At 41.5% G+C, this 23,098-nt stretch carries 18 protein-coding genes and 1 pseudogene; 15 read left to right on the top strand and 4 right to left on the bottom strand.

Annotated elements, in window-relative coordinates; genetic code table 11:
• Positions 1-27 precede the first annotated feature (27 nt).
• Positions 28-3,195 (top strand): bifunctional cytochrome P450/NADPH--P450 reductase, encoded by a 3,168-nt coding sequence (locus ACRYKC_RS03505; RefSeq protein WP_433805286.1) that lies wholly within the window; start codon positions 28-30, stop codon positions 3,193-3,195.
• A gap of 62 nt (positions 3,196-3,257) precedes the next feature.
• On the opposite strand, the gene ACRYKC_RS03500 is transcribed toward ACRYKC_RS03505, so the two are convergent.
• Together ACRYKC_RS03500 and ACRYKC_RS03495 are read right to left on the bottom strand one after the other, a co-directional pair.
• The gene (locus ACRYKC_RS03500) at positions 3,258-3,467 is read right to left on the bottom strand and encodes a hypothetical protein (RefSeq protein ID WP_433805285.1); all 210 of its coding nucleotides are present in this window, start codon (positions 3,465-3,467) and stop codon (positions 3,258-3,260) included.
• A gap of 69 nt (positions 3,468-3,536) precedes the next feature.
• The gene (locus ACRYKC_RS03495) at positions 3,537-4,667 is read right to left on the bottom strand and encodes a M14 family metallopeptidase (protein WP_433805284.1); all 1,131 of its coding nucleotides are present in this window, start codon (positions 4,665-4,667) and stop codon (positions 3,537-3,539) included.
• Between the two features lie 140 nt (positions 4,668-4,807).
• Here ACRYKC_RS03495 and ACRYKC_RS03490 point away from each other — a divergent pair, with 140 nt between their 5' ends.
• Positions 4,808-4,936, top strand: coding sequence for a hypothetical protein (locus ACRYKC_RS03490; RefSeq protein WP_433805283.1), 129 nt, complete (start codon positions 4,808-4,810; stop codon positions 4,934-4,936).
• A gap of 127 nt (positions 4,937-5,063) precedes the next feature.
• Positions 5,064-5,375 carry a hypothetical protein gene (locus ACRYKC_RS03485; protein ID WP_433805282.1) on the top strand — a complete coding sequence of 104 codons (312 nt, stop codon included), beginning with the start codon at positions 5,064-5,066 and terminating at the stop codon, positions 5,373-5,375.
• A gap of 155 nt (positions 5,376-5,530) precedes the next feature.
• Here ACRYKC_RS03485 and ACRYKC_RS03480 read toward each other — a convergent pair.
• Positions 5,531-6,750 (bottom strand): annotated as a pseudogene (locus tag ACRYKC_RS03480) (DUF819 family protein).
• Between the two features lie 156 nt (positions 6,751-6,906).
• On the opposite strand from ACRYKC_RS03480, the gene ACRYKC_RS03475 reads away from it, so the two are divergent.
• The 6 genes from ACRYKC_RS03475 (at position 6,907) to ACRYKC_RS03450 (ending at position 13,714) form a co-directional block, all read left to right on the top strand.
• On the top strand, positions 6,907-7,968 hold the full coding sequence (locus ACRYKC_RS03475; protein WP_433805281.1) for a LacI family DNA-binding transcriptional regulator: 1,062 nt from the start codon (positions 6,907-6,909) through the stop codon (positions 7,966-7,968).
• A gap of 54 nt (positions 7,969-8,022) precedes the next feature.
• Positions 8,023-9,720 (top strand): glycoside hydrolase family 13 protein, encoded by a 1,698-nt coding sequence (locus ACRYKC_RS03470; RefSeq protein ID WP_433805280.1) that lies wholly within the window; start codon positions 8,023-8,025, stop codon positions 9,718-9,720.
• A 52-nt stretch (positions 9,721-9,772) separates the two neighbouring features.
• Positions 9,773-11,005, top strand: a complete 1,233-nt coding sequence (locus ACRYKC_RS03465) for an ABC transporter substrate-binding protein (protein WP_433805279.1) — start codon at positions 9,773-9,775, stop codon at positions 11,003-11,005.
• A 15-nt stretch (positions 11,006-11,020) separates the two neighbouring features.
• The gene (locus ACRYKC_RS03460) at positions 11,021-11,884 is read left to right on the top strand and encodes a carbohydrate ABC transporter permease (protein WP_433805278.1); all 864 of its coding nucleotides are present in this window, start codon (positions 11,021-11,023) and stop codon (positions 11,882-11,884) included.
• Complete coding sequence (locus tag ACRYKC_RS03455; RefSeq protein WP_433805277.1) at positions 11,884-12,705, top strand: carbohydrate ABC transporter permease; 822 nt, start codon at positions 11,884-11,886, stop codon at positions 12,703-12,705. Before ACRYKC_RS03460 ends, ACRYKC_RS03455 begins: the two co-directional genes overlap by 1 nt.
• A gap of 187 nt (positions 12,706-12,892) precedes the next feature.
• On the top strand, positions 12,893-13,714 hold the full coding sequence (locus tag ACRYKC_RS03450; protein ID WP_433805276.1) for an immunoglobulin-like domain-containing protein: 822 nt from the start codon (positions 12,893-12,895) through the stop codon (positions 13,712-13,714).
• Positions 13,715-13,839: 125 nt separating this feature from the next.
• On the opposite strand, the gene ACRYKC_RS03445 is transcribed toward ACRYKC_RS03450, so the two are convergent.
• Complete coding sequence (locus ACRYKC_RS03445) at positions 13,840-14,187, bottom strand: YflT domain-containing protein (protein WP_433805275.1); 348 nt, start codon at positions 14,185-14,187, stop codon at positions 13,840-13,842.
• 110 nt (positions 14,188-14,297) lie between these two features.
• Here ACRYKC_RS03445 and ACRYKC_RS03440 point away from each other — a divergent pair, with 110 nt between their 5' ends.
• The 6 genes from ACRYKC_RS03440 (at position 14,298) to ACRYKC_RS03415 (ending at position 23,004) form a co-directional block, all read left to right on the top strand.
• Complete coding sequence (locus ACRYKC_RS03440; protein ID WP_433805274.1) at positions 14,298-15,200, top strand: DUF1028 domain-containing protein; 903 nt, start codon at positions 14,298-14,300, stop codon at positions 15,198-15,200.
• 124 nt (positions 15,201-15,324) lie between these two features.
• Positions 15,325-15,915 carry a DUF2087 domain-containing protein gene (locus tag ACRYKC_RS03435; RefSeq protein ID WP_433805273.1) on the top strand — a complete coding sequence of 197 codons (591 nt, stop codon included), beginning with the start codon at positions 15,325-15,327 and terminating at the stop codon, positions 15,913-15,915.
• A gap of 426 nt (positions 15,916-16,341) precedes the next feature.
• Positions 16,342-17,535 (top strand): MFS transporter, encoded by a 1,194-nt coding sequence (locus ACRYKC_RS03430; RefSeq protein ID WP_433805272.1) that lies wholly within the window; start codon positions 16,342-16,344, stop codon positions 17,533-17,535.
• Positions 17,536-17,852: 317 nt separating this feature from the next.
• Entirely contained in the window at positions 17,853-19,535 is a 1,683-nt protein-coding gene (locus ACRYKC_RS03425; protein WP_433805271.1) for a serine hydrolase domain-containing protein, read from the top strand.
• Between the two features lie 73 nt (positions 19,536-19,608).
• Positions 19,609-21,660, top strand: a complete 2,052-nt coding sequence (locus tag ACRYKC_RS03420) for a glycoside hydrolase family 3 protein (protein ID WP_433805704.1) — start codon at positions 19,609-19,611, stop codon at positions 21,658-21,660.
• 63 nt (positions 21,661-21,723) lie between these two features.
• Positions 21,724-23,004: an exo-beta-N-acetylmuramidase NamZ family protein gene (locus tag ACRYKC_RS03415; protein ID WP_433805269.1), complete on the top strand. Its 1,281-nt coding sequence runs from the start codon at positions 21,724-21,726 to the stop codon at positions 23,002-23,004.
• The last annotated feature ends 94 nt before the right edge of the window (positions 23,005-23,098 follow it).

The following is a 23,098-nucleotide window of genomic DNA, read 5'->3' as shown; positions in this document are numbered from 1 at the left end:
ATTATAAACTTTTAAGAGGTGAATTAAATGTCAAAAACTCAAATGCTCCCTCAACCAAAATCCTATGGTCCTTTAGGAAACCTTCCTTTGATTGATAAAGAAAAACCAATACAGTCCTTTATGAAGCTTGCTCGGGAACTCGGACCACTCTATCAATTCCATTTTCCAGGAAGAACGAGTAATTTCGTATCGAGCGCAAGATTTGCTGCTGAAATTTGTGATGAATCAAGATTTGATAAAAAGTTGGGTCCTGCGCTTCAAAAAGTCCGTTCATTTGGCGGTGACGGATTGTTCACGAGTGAAACCGAGGAGCCGAATTGGAAGAAAGCCCACAATATTCTTCTTCCAAGTTTCAGTCAACAGGCAATGAAGGGCTATCATGACAAAATGGTCGATCTTGCTACCCAATTAATTCAAAAATGGGCAAGACTCAACCCTAAGGAAGAAGTCGATGTCCCAGAAGATATGACTCGCCTGACATTGGATACCATCGGTCTCTGCGGGTTTAACTATCGGTTTAATAGTTTCTATCGTGAGACATCTCATCCGTTTGTTCAGAAGATGGTACGAGCACTTGATGAATCCATGAATCAAACTCAGCGTTTGGGCATCCAGGACAAACTGATGGTCAAATCGAAACGTCAATATAAAGGGGACATCGACTATATGTTCAACCTAGTTGATGAGCTGATTGAAGAACGAAAACAAGCAGGAGATCAAGGTGAAGACGATTTGCTTGCTCATATGCTGAAAGGAAAAGACCCAGAAACGGGAGAAGCTCTTGATGACAAAAACATACGCTTCCAAATCATCACTTTTCTCATTGCAGGACACGAAACTACAAGTGGCCTTCTGTCGTTTGCTCTCTATTACTTATTGAAAAATCCAGAAAAGCTGGAGAAAGCTTATAAAGAAGTAGACGAAGTTCTGGGAGAAGAAACACCGACGTATAAACAGGTGAAGAAGTTGAAGTATGTACGCATGGTCTTGAGTGAAGCGTTAAGGTTATGGCCGACAGCCCCAGCTTTTTCTGTCTACGCAAAAGAAAATACATCACTTGATGGTGTTTATGAGGTGGAAGAAGGGGAAACATTTACACTTCTGATTCCAGAACTTCATCGCGATAAATCTGTATGGGGGGAAGATGCAGAAACTTTTAAACCAGAGCGGTTTGAAGACCCATCTTCGATTCCTCACCATGCCTATAAACCTTTCGGAAATGGCCAGCGTGCCTGTATCGGTCAACAATTCGCCCTGCACGAAGCCACTCTTGTCCTTGGCATGGTCTTGCAGCATTTTGAATTAGAGGATCATTCGAACTATGAGCTTGATGTTAAAGAAACACTTACTTTGAAGCCAGACGGATTGACAATGAGAGTAAAGTCTAGAAAAAATGCTGACTTCATTCAGATGCCTGTCCATTCTGAAAAGAAAGCAGAAGAGGATAATAATGCGCAAACCGCTATGGTGGATGCCCATAACACTCCAATGCTTTTATTATATGGATCAAACTTAGGTACTTCTGAAGGTGTGGCACGTGAACTGGCGGAAAAAGCCAGACATCTGGGGTTTCAAGTGGAAACAGCTTCTCTTAATGATTACACAGGGCAGCTTCCAGTGGAAGGCGGTACCATTATCGTATCTGCTTCCTATAATGGTCACCCGCCAGACAACGCCATTTCATTTGTCGAATGGCTATCCTCCACACAAAAAGAGGATTTGAAGGGTGTTAAATATGCTGTTTTTGGTTGTGGAGATCGGAATTGGGCAAATACGTACCAGAGAATCCCCACACTGATTGATGAAGAGCTTGAAAAAAGAGGCGCAACGAGAATCGTGACTCGTGGAGAAGGGGATGCTAACGAAGATTTTGAAGGGGACCTTGAAAAGTGGGAAGAATTCCTATGGGATCGTTTAGCAGAAACCTTTAACCTTAAGCTTGAGGAATCGAATCAGCAATCCAATCAAATATCGATGGAATTTATAAGTGGATCATCCCACACGCCGGTTGCTCGTGAGCATCATGCTTTCACAGCAGTTGTCACAGAGAATAGAGAGCTTTTAACTACGGAGGAGCGAAGCACACGACACATAGAACTACATCTGCCGGCTGGTGTCATGTATAAAGAAGGAGATCACCTTGGAGTATTGCCCCAAAATAGTGATGAACTCGTTTCTCGTGTGCTAGAGCGTTTTAGCTTAAAGGGTGACGACTACGTCGTGCTCGGGGAAGATGCGGGGAAAGCTGCACACCTGCCTACTCAACAACCTATTCAGCTTAAGGAGCTGCTTATGTCTTATGTAGAATTACAAGAACCTGCAACAAGGAGACAGCTCCGCGAGTTAGCTTCAAGCAACCCTTGTCCACCTCATAAAAAAGAACTAGAGCAGTGGCTGGAAGATAATAAGTACAAGCAAGAGGTGCTGGAAAAACGTAAAACGATGCTTGAGATTCTTGAAGAATTTGCTTCTTGTGAATTGGACTTTGAGCGTTTCTTGGCATTATTACCAGCATTAAAACCTCGCTATTACTCTATATCCAGTTCGCCACGATTACAGCAGGACAAAGTGAGTGTGACTGTGAGCGTTGTTCGTGGACCGGCATGGAGCGGAAAGGGCGAGTACCTTGGAGTTGCATCCAACTATTTGGCTTGTCGACAAGGAGCCGATAAAGTGGCTTGTTTCATCCGAACACCGCAGTCCAACTTCCAGCTCCCTGAAGATCCTGCGGCATCGATGGTCTTAGTTGGGCCAGGAACAGGAATCGCGCCATTTCGAGGCTTTATCCAAACACGGCGTGTACTAAAAGAGCAAGGGCAAGCACTAGGTGATGCCCATTTATATTTCGGGTGCCGTCATCCAGAACAAGACTTTTTGTATGAGAAAGAGTTGAAAAAAGCAGAGCAGGAAGGACTGATCACTCTGCACACAGCTTTCTCCCGTCAAGAGAGTTGTAAGAAAACGTATGTCCAGCATTTGATGCAGCAAGATGCAGCACGGCTTGTAGATCTTTTGAACAACGGGGGATTTTTGTACATTTGTGGCGATGGTAGTAAAATGGCGCCCCAAGTAACCGAGACTTTAATTAAAGGATATCAGGATATTCAGCAAACCTCCTATGAGAATGCTGTTGAATGGTTAAATAACCTTGAAAAAGAGGGTCGGTTCGCTAAAGATGTATGGGCTGGTGCTTAATAACAATAGTTATCTCCGCAGGGTATAAGACCTTGCGGAGTTTTTTAAATTACTACATTTACCTAAGAATTATTGAAGATCTGATCAATTTCCTTTTTTGCCTGATCCTCATTGAAGGCTTCTAATTTCTTATGCTCATCAACAGAATCTCCAGAAAAGCTGTCCTCAGATTTGAGAGGTTGATTCGAGTTTACAGAATTCTGCATCCCGACTTCTCCGTTTTTATTAGCTTCAGTCGGAATTTCAAACTTTTTCTTTGGTTGTTTTTCCATTATTATCACCTCAAGCCTTAGTTTGGCCTCTAAGGCGGCTGTCATCCATTTATAGTAAATATCTGCTGCTTATCCTGTAACTAAAATTCCTTCTTGAGTAAGAACGGATTCAATGCCAAGACGTGCTTCCTTCAATACGGATTCTCTCCATTCTTCGTCATCAGGATAGAACATGTTTTGAAACTCTTCTAAAATCCACTGCCTATCCTCCTCCTTTTCGGCACCTTCCCAGTACAGTTGGTTTTCTAAAATGATGGTTGTGAATTCCCTAAGTTCCGCTTTTCTGCTTGTACCGAAAGTACCAAACTCGAACAGAGCAGAGAAAAGGTACGTATCCGGATATTCTTCTTTATTAAGTTTGTGAAAGTAGTTCGTGGAATCACCTTTTACTTTTTTAGGAGTGAATTTTTCAATATTCTCCATACCGTATTGCTCTTTCATCTCCTCTTCATCACGTTCATCATGCTCTGAGACGACCATAGTCACCTCGTTGGGAGGGCCTAGAGCCGTATGCCAGTCCATATGAATGACCCGTGGATAATTGGCAAGCAGTTTTCTCTGCCACGTTTTTATATACTGCGCTGACTCTTCCTCTTCTGAACCGCCATAATAGACACCTTTTTCAAATTCGAATTGGCCCATGCTTTTAGCCTTTTTAATGCCGCTGTAGCCTTCTCTCATCATTCCTTTACTCAACTGCTCATAAAGCTCTGTTTTTTCTTTAGTTACATCTTTTACTTTTTCATTTGGCTGGAAAATTTGGTTTTCATTTGCATAGTTTTCGTTTATATCTTCAGGAACGGACGCTGGTTCAAATACATAATTCCGGTTAAGATCCACATTATTTTCAGTAACACGGCGGAAATTCCTCATGCCCCATGGATTGATGGCATGAACGAGACAAATCCCCGTCGTTTCTGGATTAATTTTTTCTAAATATTCTTCTACAAAAAGATGGGTGACTGTTGCTCCCGTGTAACCTTCAATTCCGTGTTCTCCGGTAGTAAAGAAGAGAACCTTATCATTAGAGGAAACTCCCTCTGCATAAATGACATCGATGGAATTGTCCGGTTCTTCACCGATGCTCTTTGTATATAATTCAGCTTTCGGCCATTTTTCTTTTACAGTAAATAAAAGATTGCGAAACGTTTCTCTAGATTGTTCGTATGTCCTAGTAAAGTAATTATCTGTTGCCTTCATAGAGGAACATCCTTTCTTGCAATTTTTTCTAAACCATTCCACGTGGAAATTAAATTAAACAATTTACTAAACGTGAAAGATTCAAGGATGAATTGTTGAGGAAAATATGCCAAAGAGGAGGAAGGAGTGAGCATGTCGGGATGAACTTAATTGTAGGGGTTTTAATGATCGCTGCACCTGCGGTTTTTCTATATTATTGGGGGAAATCAGGCTACGACTGGGGTACATTTGAAGAAGACAGAAAAAAAGAAGAAGAGGATGAGAGATAGCTTATTTGTAATTTACAAAGGAAAAACTTGGAGGAACTAAACTTAATCATTCTCTTCTTTTAAATGGTCAAACACACCGATACCATTCCAGAATAAACTATCGGAGAACATTAAAGGAGGGGATGACTTGAGTTTTTCTAGAGAATTATCAAACGGTAACACTCAAGCAATGAGTCCTCAGCAAATAAAAGAGATGTGTCAGAAGAACTTGTATCAACTCGTTCAGTTTGAAACAACGGATGGAAATAGATATGCAGGCATTCTGCATAGTTATGATCAAAATCAAATGTATGTAATCATGCCGAGTGGAAACCAATCAACGCAGCAACAATCTAGCGATAATCGTTTCTTCTTTCCGTTCTTTGGTCCATTCGGTTTATTCGGATTTCCTTTTTTCGGTCTTAGATGGTTCGGGCCCTTTTATCCTTATTGGTGGTAAGCGTTGATTATTGAAAAGTAAAGGAGTATCCTTCCTTCTTAATTTAAATCTGTCCATAAGACAGGGTGTAAAATATTATAAAAGAAGCTGAAATAATTAGAGAGCCCGGCCCCTTGAGTATAATTAGGTGCCGGGCTGTTGCAATTCTTAAAGGACTAATACTGACTAAACCATACACCGATTCCAGTTCCAATATAATTTCCAACAATATAGCCTAAGGTGCCGACTAAAAGGATAGGAACAACTAGTCTCGTCCAGCCTTTAGCAATCGCCATTGCTGCTGCCGTAGTAGCCCTCCTACATTGGCATTTGAGGCAACAATAACTTCCTCTAGACTGAATTTAAATACTTTTCCTAAAACAAAGGAGACAATCATATTACTGGCGACAATGATAAACACAAAGACTAGTAGTAAAGGAGCGTTTTGAAAAATTAATACAATGGAAGCAGGCACTCCAATGACCACAAAGAAAATATAAATCAGATAGGTGCCAATTTCTTGGGATCCGCGGATATTTTCAAAGTAACTAGGAAAGAAAGTTACAGCTAGCATGGTTAGAGTCGTTAGCATCAAGTAGTTATCCCCGAATATTCCGTTTAATGCATTTATGAAAAAGTTCACCTCGTCTCCGGAAGGAATCACCTCGTCCAGCCATCCGGCTAACTGAAAGGAAACAGCAACAAGAACGAACGCTGTTCCGACAGCGAGACCAATATCCTGCAGGGACATTTCTTTTCTTCCCCAATAGGAAGCAGCTTCTGTACCAGCTTCGTTATTGCTCGAACTATTTCTTTCATCTATGTAAGGAGTCTTAAAGTTTTTTGTGAAAAAGTTGATCGCAGGTAAAGCCATGAGTACAAAGAAATACAGAGCCATCATCAAGTTGTCAGCAACAACCGTTGAAGACACAAGTTCACCTGGAGCTTCAAATTTTGTTGATAATGCGGCGAAATTTACACCCCCTCCAATGTAGGAGCCTGTCATCATAGCCCCCACTTTATCAAGCCCTGGGATGGAATCTTTGAGAAGGGAAAAAGCGATTATAGACCCAGCTACTGTACCCGCAGCACTGATAAAGAAGATAAATAGAAGCCGTCCGCTTTCGTTCCATATCTTTTTAATATTCGCCTTAAACAAAAGAAGCGGAATGGCTAACGGTACAACATAGTTCCACACGGTATCATAAGCGGGTGATTGCAGGGGGATGACTTGCAGGTTCGCTAAAATCATAGCCCCGACTAATGCGATAATCGCACCGGATACTTTTGATGCCCATTTGTAATGTTGTTCCAAATAAATACTTACGGCCGCCCAGCCTGCTAAGAAGGCCCATAATAACCAAATGTCATCAGACTTAATTAAAGAATTTTCCATCGTAACCCTCCTTTTAATTGAATGTTCTGACATATTATAACAAATAGTATAGCATTTTAGATAGATAATTAAACATATAGGACTTCTCTCCGTGCTTTGTGAAATAAGTAGGATAATATCAGAATGTTCTTGACGGAAAAACAAGGAATACTTATAGTGAAGTATATACTTTTAGTAAACGCTTACGTAAATCAAGAAAGTAAGGTGCAGGCCATGAATCCAACGATTCAAGATGTAGCAAAAGCAGCGAATGTGTCCATTGCAACCGTTTCAAGAGTGCTCAATAATCAGCCGGGTTTCTCAGAAAAGACACGGCTCAAGGTGTTGGAGGCGATTGAGGAGCTTGGGTATCAGCCGAATGCGATCGCAAGAGGACTTGTCAATCGTAATACGGGGACGATCGGCGTTTTATTTCCGAGTGTTTCTGGAATGTTGTCAGCTGAAGTGCTTCACGGCATCGAAGCGCGTGCGCATGAGCAAGGGTACAGCGTTATTGTCTGTAATACTGCAGCTGACCCAGAGAAGACGCTCCGATACATTCAATTACTGAGTGAAAAACGTGTAGACGGGCTGGTGTTTGTAAGTGAAGAGGTAACGGAAGACTACTACAGCGCCTTTCAGCGGATGGGGGTTCCTGTAGCCTTAGTGTTAACCCAGTCATATAAATTTCCGCTTCCCTATGTAAAAGTAGATGACTCCCATGCTGCGTATACAGCAACACGTCATTTGATTGATTCCGGCCATAAACATATTGGCATGATCTCAGGTAACCCTACTGAACTTATGGCGGGAATGGGGAGAATTGAAGGGTTTAAACGCGCACTGTTGGAAGCGGGGCTTCCATATTCAGATTCTCTTGTGGAAACATCAACCTCATTCACCTATGAAAATGGCGTGGAAAACTTTCCGAAGCTCATCGAACGTCATCCTGAAACTACAGCTGTTTTTGCAGCAAGTGATGAGATTGCGATAGGAGCTATAGCCGCTGCTTATAAGATGGATATACGTATTCCTGAGGATGTGTCCATTATTGGCTATGACAATCTAAAGCATGCGGAAATGTCCATCCCTCCATTAACTACGATTGCCCAACCCTTTCAAAGAATGGGAGAAAAAGCGATTGAAATGGTGCTTGCGATGAAACAAGAGAAAAATGCAGAGTCTGCGATTCTCTCTCACAAGTTAGTGGAAAGGGAATCGGTGAAAAAAATAAACTAATTTTTTTAGTTATTTACGTAAACGCTTACGTTATTTTCTAAGGAGGAAAGATTAATGACGAAACAATGGTGGAAAGAAAGTGTTGTTTATCAAATTTACCCAAGGAGTTTTAACGACAGTAATGGCGACGGGATAGGAGATATTCCAGGCATCATTGAAAAATTGGACTATTTGGCTGAGCTCGGAATCGATGTGATTTGGCTTTCTCCGGTATATGATTCTCCGAATGATGATAATGGCTATGACATACGTGATTACCGTGCCATTATGGATGAGTTCGGTACGATGGAGGATTTTGAACTTTTGTTAAAGGAAGCCCACACCCGTAACCTTAAAATTGTGATGGATTTAGTCGTTAACCATACATCTGATGAGCACGCATGGTTTGTGGAATCAAAATCATCAAAAGATAATCCAAAAAGAGATTATTACATTTGGAAAGAAGGTAAGAACGGTCAGCCTCCAACCAATTGGGAATCTGCTTTCAGTGGTTCAACCTGGCGATATGATGAAGCGACAGAGGAGTATTTTTTACATATCTTCTCAAAAAAACAGCCTGATTTGAATTGGGAGAATGAAGATGTGCGTGAAGATTTGTATGGCATGATGAAATGGTGGCTCGATAAAGGAATTGATGGTTTCCGAATGGATGTCATTAATTTCATATCAAAAGATCCTGAATATCCAGACGGTCTAATTCATGAAGGGAAAAAGTACGGAGATGGAAGCCCTTATTTTATGAATGGTCCTAGAATTCATGAATTTTTACATGAAATGAATAGAGAAGTACTATCTAATTATGACGTCATGACTGTTGGTGAAATGCCTGGTGTCACGCCTGAAGAAGGCAAACTTTACACAGCAGAACACCGTGACGAACTACAAATGGTCTTCCATTTCGAACACATGGATGTCGATGGTGGGGAACTTGGAAAATGGTCATTGAATGGGTGGAAGTTGACAGATTTAAAACGAATTCTATCGAAGTGGCAGTATGAGCTAGAGGAGGAAGGCTGGAACAGTTTATATTGGAATAACCATGACCAGCCTCGTGTCGTCTCACGGTTCGGTAACGATCAGGAATACCGTAAAAAGTCAGCAAAAATGCTCGGTACATGCCTTCATATGATGAAAGGAACTCCTTACATTTTCCAAGGCGAAGAACTTGGAATGACGAATGTGGCATTTGAAACGATTGATCAATATGAAGACCTTGAGTCTTTGAACATGTATGAAGAGCGGGTGAACGACTTTGGAGACTCCGTCAAAGACGTGATGGAACGTATTCATCATAAAGGACGTGACAACGCAAGAACACCGATGCAATGGTCGGCAGAAGAGAATGGTGGATTTACAACAGGCACCCCTTGGCTTGGAGTAAACCCTAATTATAAATCGATCAATGCTGAAGAAGCTCTAGCAGATCCAGATTCTGTTTTCTATTATTATCAGAAGTTAATTAAGCTTAGGAAATCTAAAGACCTAGTGGTTCACGGAAAATTTGATCTTCTTCTGGAGGATAGCGAAGAAGTATTTGCCTACACACGATCATATGGTAATGAAGTTTTACTCGTCCTTTGTAATTTTACGGGTAAAGAACAGAAAGTGCTCCTTGGTGATTTTCATCAAGAGAGTGGAGAAGTCGTATTGACGAACCGTGAAGGAACCATTACAGATCCATCAAGCCTTGCTAAAGTGTCACTTGAGCCATATGAAGCCACTGTCTACTCTCTAAAGAAAAATAAAGAATAGGGAACTGGTTTTACCGTTTACGTAAACGCTTACTCAAAAGGAGTGGAAGATGATGAAGCGAGCCGTTCAATTATTGACAGGCTGTTTGTTCATAAGCTTACTGCTTGCTGGATGCGGTGAAGAGAATACCTCTTCAGACGGAAAAGTCAAGCTTGAGCTGTTTTCGAATAAAGCGGAAAGCATTGAGACGTACAACAAACTGATCAAAGAATTTGAGGAGGAGCACTCGAACATTGATGTAGAACTATACGCGCCGCCGTCTGCAGAAACGGTGCTCCGTACAAAGCTAGTAAAGGAAGACATGCCTGATATTCTATCGATTGCAGGAAGTTCACTATATGGAGAGCTGGCTGATGCCGGAATGCTAAAGGATTATTCTGGGACAAAGATGCTTGAGAATATTCAGCCGAGTTACATTGATATGATTAATGACCTTGTACCAGGAAATCATGATGGGACCTATGGCCTCCCTTATGCGACCAATGCTAATGCCGTCATTTATAACAAACAGTTGATGAATGAACTTGGGTTAGACGTTCCAAAAACCTGGGATGAATTTATCTCTGCATTAGAGACAGCCGAAGAGGAGGGAAATACGCCCATCTATTTCACACTGAAGGATGCGTGGACAGGCATGATTCCTTGGAACGCTGTAGCTGGCGTGTTGCAGCCGGATAACTTCGGCCGGAAGAAAGACAACGGTGAAGCAAGTTTTGCTGAAGATTATCAAGAAGTGACAGATAAAATGCTGACACTTTTGGAGTACGGGTTGAGTGATAATTTCCAATATGGCTATAACGATGGAAACAATGCATTTGCAAACGGAGAATCGCTTTTCTATTTCCAAGGAAACTGGGCGATTCCAGAGCTGAAAAAAGTTAATCCGGAGATACAACTCGGAACATTTGCTATGCCAGTCACGAACGAGCCTGAGAAGAATGAGCTTGTGTCAGGTGTAGATGTGATGCTCACTGCTCTAAAAGATTCGGATCATCCAAAAGAGGCGCGTCAATTCATTGAATTTATGATGAAAGAAGAAAATGCTAAACAGTACATTGAAGAACAGTATGCCTTCTCTGCTTTAAAAGGTGTAAAGCAAGAAGATGAGATGCTTAGTGGTTTGCAAGAAAAAATCGCGAACGATGAGATTACAAGCTTCCCAGATCACTACTATCCGAGCGGAATGCAGGCACCGAACCTAATTCAAGCTTTTCTGATCGAGAAGAATTCAGATGCCTTTTTGAAAAAAATGGACCGTGAATGGGAGAAAGTCCAAAAACGTTAAAAGGGAGGAAGCAAAATGAAAAATCGTCAGCGTGCTTTTCTGCTGATGGCGATGCCAGCCGTCATTATATTCTTTATTTTTCACACCTATCCTGTGCTTCAAGGGATATTCTATAGCTTTACAAACTGGCGTGGGTACGGTGAGTGGGATTTTGTCGGTTTCAGTAATTACTTAAATGTTTTTCAAGATGGACGTGCGTTAAGTTCCTACTGGTTTACATTTAAGTTTGCGGTTGTATCTACGATTCTAGTAAACATATTCAGTTTAGCTGTGGCACTCGGGTTAAATGCGAAAATTAAGTTCAGAAAAACACTGAGAGCCATATATTTTCTACCGAATATCTTAAGTATTCTTATTGTCGGGTTTATCTTCAATTTCATTTTTACTCACTTTCTTCCCGAAATTATGGGTGTGCTAGGAATTGATGCTCTTGCCAAGAATATTCTCGGCGATCCTGATACGGCATGGCTCGGAATTGTCATTATGACGGTATGGCAGGCGACAGCTTTCAATACCATACTTTATCTAGCCGGTCTTCAAACCATTCAGGAAGATGTATATGAGGCGGCTGAAATGGACGGAGCAAATGCGTGGAAGAAGTTTTTGAAAATTACCTTCCCTTTAATTGCGCCATTTTTCACGATCAACATGGTTTTGGCCATGAAAAATTTCCTTATGGCTTTTGATCAGATTGTCGCTCTTACAAATGGCGGCCCCGGGCAGGCGACAGAATCTATTTCTCTTTTAATCTATAAAGGAGGATTTGAAGGCGGGGAGTTCGCCTATCAATCTGCTAATGCTGTCATTTACTTTATCATTATTGTTGTCATTTCAATCTTTCAAATTCGCGTACTTCAGAAGCGGGAGGTGGAGATGTAATGGAAAAGGGAAAGAAAAACTGGCTTGTCACTACTCTTTTAATTGTGGGAACTTTGCTCGTCTTACTTCCTCTCTATTTGACGATAACGATCTCATTGAAAACACCCGAGGAAATGTCAGGGTCCTTACTGTCTCTGCCTAATGAGTGGCGCTTTCAGAACTTTGTTGATGCTGTTCAAGTAACGGATTTCTTTGGAGCGTTGTTGAACAGTACACTTGTGACGGTGTTTGTCGTGTTGTTTACACTGCTTTCCAATTCCCTTGTTGCCTACGCGATTGCACGAAATATGCACAAGCGATTCTACAAATTTCTATTCTATTATTTCGTTAGTGCGATGTTTGTTCCGTTCCCTATTATCATGCTCCCAATCGTTAAGCAGACGGCGATCTGGAATATTGATAACCCGATAGGGCTGATTCTTTTGTATGTCGTTTATGGACTCGCTTTTAACGTATTCATTTACGTCGGCTACATCAAATCCATTCCTAAGGAACTGGAGGAAGCCGCTATCATGGACGGTGCTAGTACGTGGAAAGTGTTTTGGAAAGTTATTTTTCCTCTGCTAACACCAATGAACGCTACCGTGGGGATATTGACATGCTTGTGGGCATGGAACGATTTCATGCTTCCTCTTGTTATTTTGAGCGATCCGGACTTTGCGACACTACCACTCGTTCAATATATTTTCCAAACTGAATTCAGTACGAACTACAATCTGGCTTTTGCTTCCTACTTGATGGCCCTTGCTCCTATGATTCTTGTGTATGTAATTGCGCAGAAGTGGATCATTAGTGGAGTGATGAAAGGTTCAATAAAATAAACGTGAAAAAGGCGTCTTCTCATGAAAGGCGTCTTTTATTTTTAATTGATTCTCTTTAAGGTATATCTTATTTTGGGCTGATCACTCAATGGGTTTTATATTCTAATTACAGGACTATAGTATTGTTTATTTTTTCCTCCTTTGAAATAATAGAGAAAACCTATGGGTGATAATGAGGGGGGATATCATGAAACAAATGTCCATACTAGTTGTCTTACTTGTGCTTTTCGCCGGATGTAGTTCCTTCACAAAAAGTAATTCCCAAACCAATGAAATTCCTAGTCAAATCGGAGGTCCTAACTCTATGATGAACATACCTGATCAACATGAATGGACCACAGAAGAGATCAATAAAAAAACAGGTTATGAACCTTATACGAAGAAATTCTTTAAAGGGATTTATTTAACTACTACTTTTCACAGGGTCAACCCAGGGGAGAATGTAGGGACAAACGAGTCTTTCCCCGATCAGAAGATTCGAGTGCAGCTTATTGAACGTAATCGAGACTTAGAGATGATCGAAATAGTGAAGGAGAAAATATTTACTAATGGGGAAAAGCTGTCGGTGCAACTTCCTGAGGAAACCGATGTGCTTTACACCTACAGCCAAGAGGCACTTGGTGAAAACAATGAAGTATTGGATACGGATGTGTCTCTGTTTTATGTACCTCCAGAGGAATTTAATGCGCGGATGTACACAGAAAATGATGTGCTAGAACCTGATGATACGATGAATGTAAAGATTGAGAATTGGGGACCTACCCAATTAACTTTCGGTGCCCCTTATACGATAGAAAAATATCAAAATGGGTCATGGAAAAATGTATCTGGAAATCGAGCCTTTGAAGATATCGAATACTTGGCGGGCCCTGGTGAAAATTTTACTCAGGAAATAAAGCTAGAAAGTTATAACTTAGATAATGGAAAATATAGAGTGGTGAAAGAATTTGATGCATCTAACACCGATATTAGGAAACTACTGGCCGTAGAGTTTGAGATTGAATATTAACTTATCAACGATAATCTATTACTTATCAGCTAAAGAAGATATTTATCGCCGAACGCTGATATATATCAGCGAATCAGCGAGTTCAAAAATAAAGGACCGCTCAAGAGTGAGCGGTCCTTCCTATTTTATAGAATTCCCTGTGCTTTTTGTGTATCGGTAACGATCAACAGAACTTTTCCTTCATCCATGTCTTCTTCATACTGTTCCGCTTCTTGTTGAGAAAAGCCTATTTCCTGAAGCTTCGTTCTCAGCTCATCTCCTTGCTTACTGAAAATGTTAGAGATGACATTTTTGAAGTCTTGCTCGGACAAGCCGATAGTGTTCGCGTTCACGTTGTTCGCGATTCGATCTGTACGATCATCATCGTGAGACAAAATATAAATGTCCTTATTATCGATGCCTTGATTTTTAAGAGACGTTACGTCTTGCATCAGTTTTTCATCATTTGTGTATTCACGTAGTAGTGGTTTCATTTCGATCCTCTCCTTTTTTGTAAGGTACATTTGATTTAATACCCGATTTTTTTGACGAAAAACATAGAGATGCTCCTGAAGATAAGAAGGATTTTACTGGAAAAAGTCGAATGGAACTACTATTGGAGGGGATGAAACTGAAAAAGAATCAACCGATTATAGCAACATTTTCTATTGTGGGATATGACCCAGAAACAGGAGAAATAGGGGTCGCTGTCCAGTCAAAATTCTTAGGTGTAGGCTCTGTTGTCCCGTGGGCAAAAGCAGGGGTAGGAGCTGTCGCGACCCAAGCGTTCGCCAATCCAGCGTATGGCCCTGAAGGATTGAGACTTTTAGAAGAAGGAAGCTGTCCAGATGAAGTAATTCAAACCCTTATATCCAATGACGAAGACTTTTCGCATAGACAAATTGGGGTCATCGATGCCAAAGGCAATGCGGCGACTTTTACTGGAGAGGAGTGCTATGACTGGGCTGGAGGCATTACTGGGGAAAATTATGCTGCTCAGGGAAACATCCTTGTTAATAAAGAGACAGTCACTCACTTGGGTGATGCTTTCGAAACAACCGAGGGTCCACTAGCCGACCGATTGATTGCAGGATTAAAAGCAGCACAAAATGCCGGCGGTGACAGCAGAGGGAAGCAGTCAGCAGCCATTTATGTCGTTAAGGAAAATGGGGGGTATGGAGGTTTAAGCGATGTGTTCGTTGATTTGCGTGTAGACGATCATCCAGAACCGATTGAAGAATTAGAGAGAATTTATCAGCTTCAGCAGCTCTACTTTGGCGAGACGAACCCAGATGACGTAATAAAAATTGAAGGGGAAGAGGAGTCGAACCTTAGGCAATGGCTGGCTCAATTGGATTACCTGACGTCCCCTGAAGTATCAGAAGACGAGTTTCATAAAGGGCTTACGGCTTACCTTCACACCGAGAATTTTGAGGCAAGGGAGCAGGACAGGGGATATATTGACATGAAAGTGTATGAATTTATGAAAACTCATGCCGAACGTTAACTAAATGAACTATGCAAGCACAGCTAAAAATGCTGTGCTTTTCTTATGGATTTTTATTGACTGCTTTAAATGATTAGATTATTATCTAATTAGATGAATATGAAAATAGGAATGGGGAGTCGATATGCAATTAGATAAAATGGTTGCCTTTCACAAAGCGGTTGGGGATCCCACAAGGCTAAGAATCGTAGCATTATTGCGGCAAGGGCCTCTGCACGGACAGGCGATTGCCGGAAAACTGGGCTTGAGACCTCCGACAATCACTCATCATCTTAAAAAGTTAAGGGATACAGGTATGGTGTATTCCCGCCGAGATAAAAACACGATTTACTTTCATTTGGATGAACGAAAGCTTGAGTTTATGACCACAGCAATTTTAAGGATTGGAGATGAAGAAGCCATGAACAGGAATGAACTTCAAGTTACGGATAAAGAACAGACCAAGGTGTTGAACAACTTTATTGCAAAAGATGGGAAACTGAAGTCAATACCAAGTCAGCTGAAGAAGAAAATTGTTATTCTATCTTATTTTGTTCAAGGGTTTGAGCAAGGGATGACGTATGAAGAAAAAGAAGTTAACGAATACATTAAAACGTTCTTCGATGACTTTGCCACTATCCGCAGGGAATGGATCATGCATTCATTCATGTACAGAGAAAACAATCGTTACGAACTGAACCCGAAAGAAATGTGGCCAGTCGTTGTGAGAAGGTAACACCTATCTGCAAGCTCTTAAAAATACTCGATTTTGAGATGTTTGTGATGGTTTATGGGCATTGAGGAAGGACTCGCTTTCCGCTGGTGTACGGTGAGCTTCCTCAAGCTGCGCCTTGCGGGATTTTCCCTTTACAATGATCCCACTCGAGTCTCCCCCTTTCTCAATGCCTAAAACTATAGAATCGCTCACACTTACAAAAGAACCCCTCAAACCCAAGATTGTATCACTCAAATTAAGCTTAGAATCACTCCATTTAGCTGCAGTATGAGTCATTTCCATTCGCCATACTTCAAGTAAATACCTCGGATTAAAGTCTATCAGAATAGGAGTCTTAATCTGAACTGAGGTTGTAAGTCAAATGAAGATCAACAAATTTTTTTGAATAACTAATTAGATGTATATCTAATTAGTGGAGAGGATACTATGAATTTATTGAAGTATCACCCATATAGTTACTTATTTTTTTCTGGAATTGTCAATGGAATAGGAGACCGGTTCAGCCAAGTCGCTGTATTAACACTCGTACTTCACATCACAGGTTCAGGACTAGCGGTCGGAGCTGTACTTGGCATTAGAATTTTGCCGTTTTTGCTGCTTGCTCCCTTGGGTGGAAAACTTGCGGATCGACTTAATAAAAAGTGTTTGCTGATGGCGACGGATCTTCTTCGTATTCCCTTTGCGTTAAGTTTTCTATTTGTAAAATCGAAAGAGGACTTATGGATCGTATTTGTAGGAGTTATTGCCTTATCATGTGGGGAAGCCTTCTATTTGCCAGTTAGAAAAAGTACGATTGCAGAAATCACGGATAAAACCATTTTGATAAAAGTGAATGGGATGGAGCAGCTGATTTTAGGAATCGTGCTTATTGGAGGTTCCATTACTGGTGGAGTCGTCGCTTTTTTATTAGGTAATCAGTTCGCATTTGTGCTTAACGCGTGTTCCTTTTTGGCTGCTGCGCTTCTTATTAGAAAGCTATCTGTTAAGAATAAATCGCAAACCTTAGTTGAAAGTAGGGTAGCTAGGGGCAGCTTTTCAAAAGGGATTAGTATATTTGTAATTGTTGCCGTTATTCTTCAAACCATCACAGCGACTATGGATGGGGTATTTAATGTTCTCATTAGTGTATACGGAGCTCAAACATTCAAGTTGGATGAACTTGGAGTTGGCTTGCTATACGGATCATTAGGAACTGGCCTTATATTCAGTTTTCTTGTAACCGGCCGTCTAACAAAGAACTTCCTCTTAATTGGAATGGTAGCGTTAATTGCTGAAAGTATTTTTCAGATAGTTGCAAGTCAAGTTGATAACTTTCTCCAGCTATCTCTATTATTTGTCAGTATTTCTTTTATAGGAGGGGTTGGTGGAGCGAGTGTGGATACTCTGATCATGCAGCAAATCCCCAAGGGTAAACAAGGTCGAGTTTTTGGGTTAATCGAAGCAATTTTAAATATCCAAATCGGTTTAGTCATGTTTGGGACAGGGATTATCTTAGAGAATGTTCATGCACAAAAAGCAGGGTGGATAGGCGGATCCATCGGTTTGGTTGGGGCGGTACTACTTTTAATTATATACGGTCTGATTCTAATGAGTTATCGAAATAATGAAAGTGTTGGTTAAGAAGATAGGGAAATGAAGATACCGAGTTTCAGCAAGGTAGAAAAGAGTCAGCAGAATCTCACTTCCCTGAGTCCCATTAAAACGATCCTTTGAAATAAAACTACCTAGGTAAATACATTTAAATGTCACAAAATTTCAAAATCATTCAAATGGCTTAGGTGGATAGTATTGGAAATTAAAGGCTTTTTTACCAACCGTGACAAAAGTGGTATAGACGACTATAAAGGCTCGGTTTATGCTTGAGACAGAAGTTCATTATAGCTGCGAAGAAAGGAGGCTTTAGTTGCACCACCTGATAAGAAAAAAGGAGGACACATATGAGTCGAAAAACGTTGTCTGTTGCGTTAGTGACTGTGCTAGGAACCACATTGCTCGTACCAGGAGTTAGTTTAGCAAATCAGGGGCCTACGATTGAAAAAGAAGGAAAGCAAAATCTAAATCAATCTAGTGACAAAGGACATCCTGTCTTTACATGGGACCAGCCAGGACCAACCTCTCCAGTCCTCCATCAGGGCTCCATTAGAGGCGCAGGCATGCGAGAAGCACCCCTGAATGAAATTGACAGCATCTTAAATTCAGCTATTCAGGAACAGGTGATGCCAGGAGCTGTCGCTTTCGTAGCCAGAAGAGGACATGTCGTTAAAAAAGAAGCATATGGATATGCCGTTCAATACAAAGATGATGCGTTCACCCAAGTGGATGATCCAATTCCTATGAGCGAAGATACGATTTTTGATCTTGCTTCCATTAGCAAATTGTTTACAACCACCGCAGCAATGAAATTATACGAGCAAGGGAAATTTGAGCTCGATGATCCGGTTGCCAAATATATTCCAGAATTCGCTGCAAACGGAAAAGAAAGCGTTACCATTGAACAATTAATGACACATACCTCTGGTTTTAAACCATGGATTCCTCTTTACACCGTAGAAGGTACCCGCGAAGATCGGCTACAATACGTATTCCAATATCCACTTCAAGATGAACCTGGTGCCGAGTATACATACAGTGATCTCAACATGATTACACTTGGAGCTTTAATCGAGCGCCTGTCCGGAATGGGCCTTGATGAATTTGTCAAAAAAGAAATTACAGAACCACTCGGAATGGACGATACGATGTATAATCCACCTGCCCGATTAAAGGACCGTATCGCAGCAACAGAATACCAGCCATGGACAAACCGGGGACTTGTATGGGGTGAAGTCCACGATGAAAGCGCATGGTCCCTTGACGGGGTAGCCGGTCATGCTGGTGTTTTCTCAACGGCTTCAGACTTAGCTAAGTTCGCTCACATGTTTTTAATGGAAGGAAAGTATGGTGGCACACGGATTCTTAAACCAGAGACAATTCAACTTTTAACAGAGAATCGGATCCCTCAGTTTCCAGGTGATGATCATGGACTTGGATGGGAGCTTCAGCAAGGTTGGTTTATGGATGCTCTATCAGAGAGAACGACTCTTGGTCATACAGGTTATACAGGGACATCAATCGTAGTGAGTCCGACTAACCAAACCATTGCGATTCTAATGACTAACCGAGTTCATCCTACTAGAAACACTGTTTCAACGTCACCAACGCGGAGAGAGTTTGCCAGAAAAGTGGCGGATGCGATTCCAGTTGAGATGGATGAAAAAGGAGAAGCATGGTTTGCAGGGTACGGGTCCAATCAAACAAATCAACTTATAGCCGAACTAAGTCTTGAAGAGAAATCTACACTTTCGTTTGAGACTTGGTACAAGGTTGAAGAAGGCTATGACAAAGGAATCGTTGAATATTCGAAAGACGGAGAAGATTGGATAGAAGCCGCAATGGTCACGGGAAGCAGTGAGGAATGGGAAACATTGGACGTTGAACTACCCGCTGATACGAATTTTGTCCGGTTCACCTATGAGACGGATGGTTCTGTCAACAACCGAGGCTGGTATGTAGATGATATTAAAGTAAATGGCTCTAGTATTACCTTTACAAGTAACGAATGGGTGGAACGCTCTTATTAGGAAGTAATATAAAGGAGGGTTAAAGTTGGGAGTTAGAAGTAAAAAGTTTACGATTGTACTTTTAGTGCTTGTCATGAGTTTTTCCCAGGCGCTTTTGACACCGAAAGGCACTAGTGCTGACGAGAGTGAAGTCTCTGACTTAGTGCTAATGAAAAATGTGCCAGAAGCTGATACACAAATCGAAGGAAATCAAGTATCGCTGACCGCCTTACACATTTATGATGATGGACATTTTATGAAAACATCGGATAACCTGACTTGGAAGTCGTCAAACAATAATGTGGCTACCGTAGATGATGAAGGGAATGTAACGATTTTGGAGCATAGAGGACGTACGTTTATTAGTGTTTCAGATGGTGTGCATACTGACAGAATCGCTCTGGATTACAAAGTAAATAAATCTTCTTTGAAAAAAGCAGAACCTTCATTTGTTAAGCAGAAAGGTGATCGTTACGACATTATCAAAAATGCCATTGAAGGTATGACACTGGAAGAAAAAGTTGGACAGATGCTTATGCCGGATTTTCGTAAATGGAATGGCGAGAATGTGACAGAAATGCTTCCTGAAATCGAAGAACAAATCCAGAAATACCACTTAGGTGGAGTTATTCTTTTTAGAGAGAATGTTGTAACAACAGAGCAGACAGCAAAATTGGTTTCCGCCTATAAAGAAACTTCCGAGAAATATGGGTTGTTGATGACGATTGATCAGGAAGGCGGAATAGTCACCCGTCTTCAATCAGGGACAGATATGCCAGGAAACATGGCGCTGGGGGCAACACGCTCTGAAGAAATCAGTAATGAAGTCGGTCACGCCATTGGAGAGGAACTCTCTTCTCTTGGGATTAATATGAACCTTGCTCCAGTTCTGGATGTAAATAATAACCCGGACAATCCTGTTATCGGTGTTCGTTCATTTGGTGAAGACCCACAGCTAGTGGCAGACTTAGGAGTGGCGTATACGAAAGGTCTTCAAGAAACAGGAGTAGCTGCTACGGCTAAACACTTCCCTGGCCATGGGGACACAGCCGTTGATTCGCACCTTGGCCTTCCCGAGGTCCCGCATGATAAAGAGCGTTTGAAAGAAGTTGAACTGTACCCATTCCAGAAAGCAATGGAAGCAGGGATCGATGCAGTTATGACCGCTCATGTAACCTTTCCAAAAATCGATGATACGAAAGTAATTTCCAAAAAAGATGGAACGAAAATTTCTCTTCCAGCCACACTCTCCCATAAAGTATTAACAGGACTTATGCGAGAAGAGATGGGCCATGAAGGTGTGATTATTACAGATGCTATGAATATGAACGCGATTGCTGAACATTTCGGTGCTGTTGATGCAGCCGTTCGGGCCGTAAAAGCGGGAACTGATATCGTTTTGATGCCAGTCGGTCTTGAAGAAGTAGCCGGGGGCCTCCTTGACGCAGTTCAATCTGGTGAGATTTCAGAGAAAAGAATTGAAGCTTCTGTAGACCGTATTTTAACTCTGAAAGTAAACCGGGGCATCATTAAGACTGAGAATCCTGAGAATATCGAAGATAAAATTCAAAAGGCTGTTGAAACAGTAGGATCAGACGAACATAGAGCGGTAGAAAAAGAGGCCGCTGAAGAATCCATTACCTTAGTGAAAAATGAACAAGTTCTGCCTTTAGACGCAGAAAGCAATGACCATGTAGTCGTCATTGGAAATAGTTTTGTTAATTCCCTTGGAGATGCTGTTAAAGATCAGCATGCAAATACGACGGTTGTAGAAGTGGGTTCAGACTATGATTTTACTGAAGAACAGAAAACAATCGTCGAATCAGCTGATAAGATCATCGTTGGCACTTACACATATAGTGTGTGGACTAGATCTCCAGAACACCCGCAAATGCAAATGGTCGACCGTCTTTTGACTCAATCAGAAACACCCGTGGTTGGTGTAGGAATCCGAAATCCATATGACATCATGGCTTACCCTGAAGTGGATGCTTATCTTGCTCAATATGGCTTCCGAACCGCCAGTTTTGAGGCAACCGCTGCTGCGATTTTTGGTGAAAATGTACCTGCAGGAAAACTGCCTGTGACGATCCCAGGTGAAGAAAACGGCGTCCTGTATCCATTCGGTCATGGGTTAACGTACTAGTTCAATAAGCGGCAGGGGTCTTTTCTCTACCTGCTTTTACAAAATAAGAGGAGGAATGTTGTCTTGAAAAAATGGTCAATTATCTTCTTGGCGTTGCTGCTCGTATTGTCATCCCTATCTGTTGTGCTTGCTGACAATAATGGCAAAGGAAAGGGTCATGGGTATGGGAACGACAAACAAAAACACAAGAATTTTGAGCTTGGAGTAGAGGTTTTACTTGAAGATGAGAAAGAGCTTATTGAAGGAAAGAATGTTGGGCTAATCACCAACCCTACTGGGGTAGACCAAGAACTAAACAGCATCGTGGATGCTCTCCATAACGACCCTGACGTTAATCTAACAGCACTCTATGGTCCAGAGCACGGAGTGCGTGGTAGTGCTCAGGCAGGAGAATATGTAGAGTACTACATTGACGAAGCTACAGGTCTGCCTGTGTATAGTCTATACGGATCAACAAGAAAACCTACGCCTGAAATGCTAGAGGGTATTGATGTTCTGTTGTTCGACATCCAGGATGTGGGAACACGCTTCTACACCTACATTTACACAATGGCTTATGCTATGGAAGCTGCGCAGGAAAATAACATTGAATTTATTGTGCTTGACCGCCCAAATCCACTAGGCGGTGAAGCTGTGGAAGGTCCGGTACTTAACGATGAATACTCCTCCTTTGTAGGAAAGTATGAAATTCCTCTCCGTCACGGCATGACAGTTGGTGAGCTTGCGAAGCTGTTCAACAAGGAATTCGGTATTGGAGCTGACTTGACTGTTGTAGAAATGGATCATTGGAAGAGAGATATGTATTATGATGAGACACCGCTAGAGTGGGTACTTCCATCTCCTAATATGCCGACGCTGGATACAGCAATCGTCTACCCCGGGGCGGCATTAATTGAAGGAACGAATGTCTCGGAAGGACGAGGAACAACAAAACCGTTTGAGCTGATTGGTGCGCCATACATTGATTCAACTGAGCTTGCTTCTGCTCTTAATGAATTGGAACTTACAGGCGTTGATTTTAGAGCCGCCTCTTTCACGCCATCTTTCTCTAAACATGCTGGTGAATTGTCACATGGGGTCCAGATTCATGTGACAGATAAAGAAGCCTTTCAGCCTGTAACTACGGGTGTAAGCTTAGTGAAAACTATCCATGACCTGTATCCAGAAGATTTTGAGTTCCGCGCTGAAAATAGTGAAGGTGTATCTTTCTTTGATCTTTTAGTTGGGAATGGATGGATACGCGAAGCAATTGAAGAAGGAACCAGTGTGGAAGAAATGAAGGCCAAATGGCAAGAAGACTTAAATGAATTTAAAGAAGTGAGAGAGAATTACCTCTTATACTAAACATCGACCACCCGCAAACGAAGGCGGGTGGTATTTTTCATAATGTAATAAAACTTCAGAATATTCACTTGATTATAAAATAAAACTTGGTAAA

Source organism: Halobacillus sp. A1-3 (assembly GCF_050971765.1).
In the GTDB taxonomy this organism is placed as follows: Bacteria; Bacillota; Bacilli; order Bacillales; family Halobacillaceae; genus Halobacillus; species Halobacillus mangrovi_B.
The sequence above is the reverse complement of the archived record's forward strand: the minus strand, read 5'-3'. Positions and strand labels throughout refer to the sequence as shown.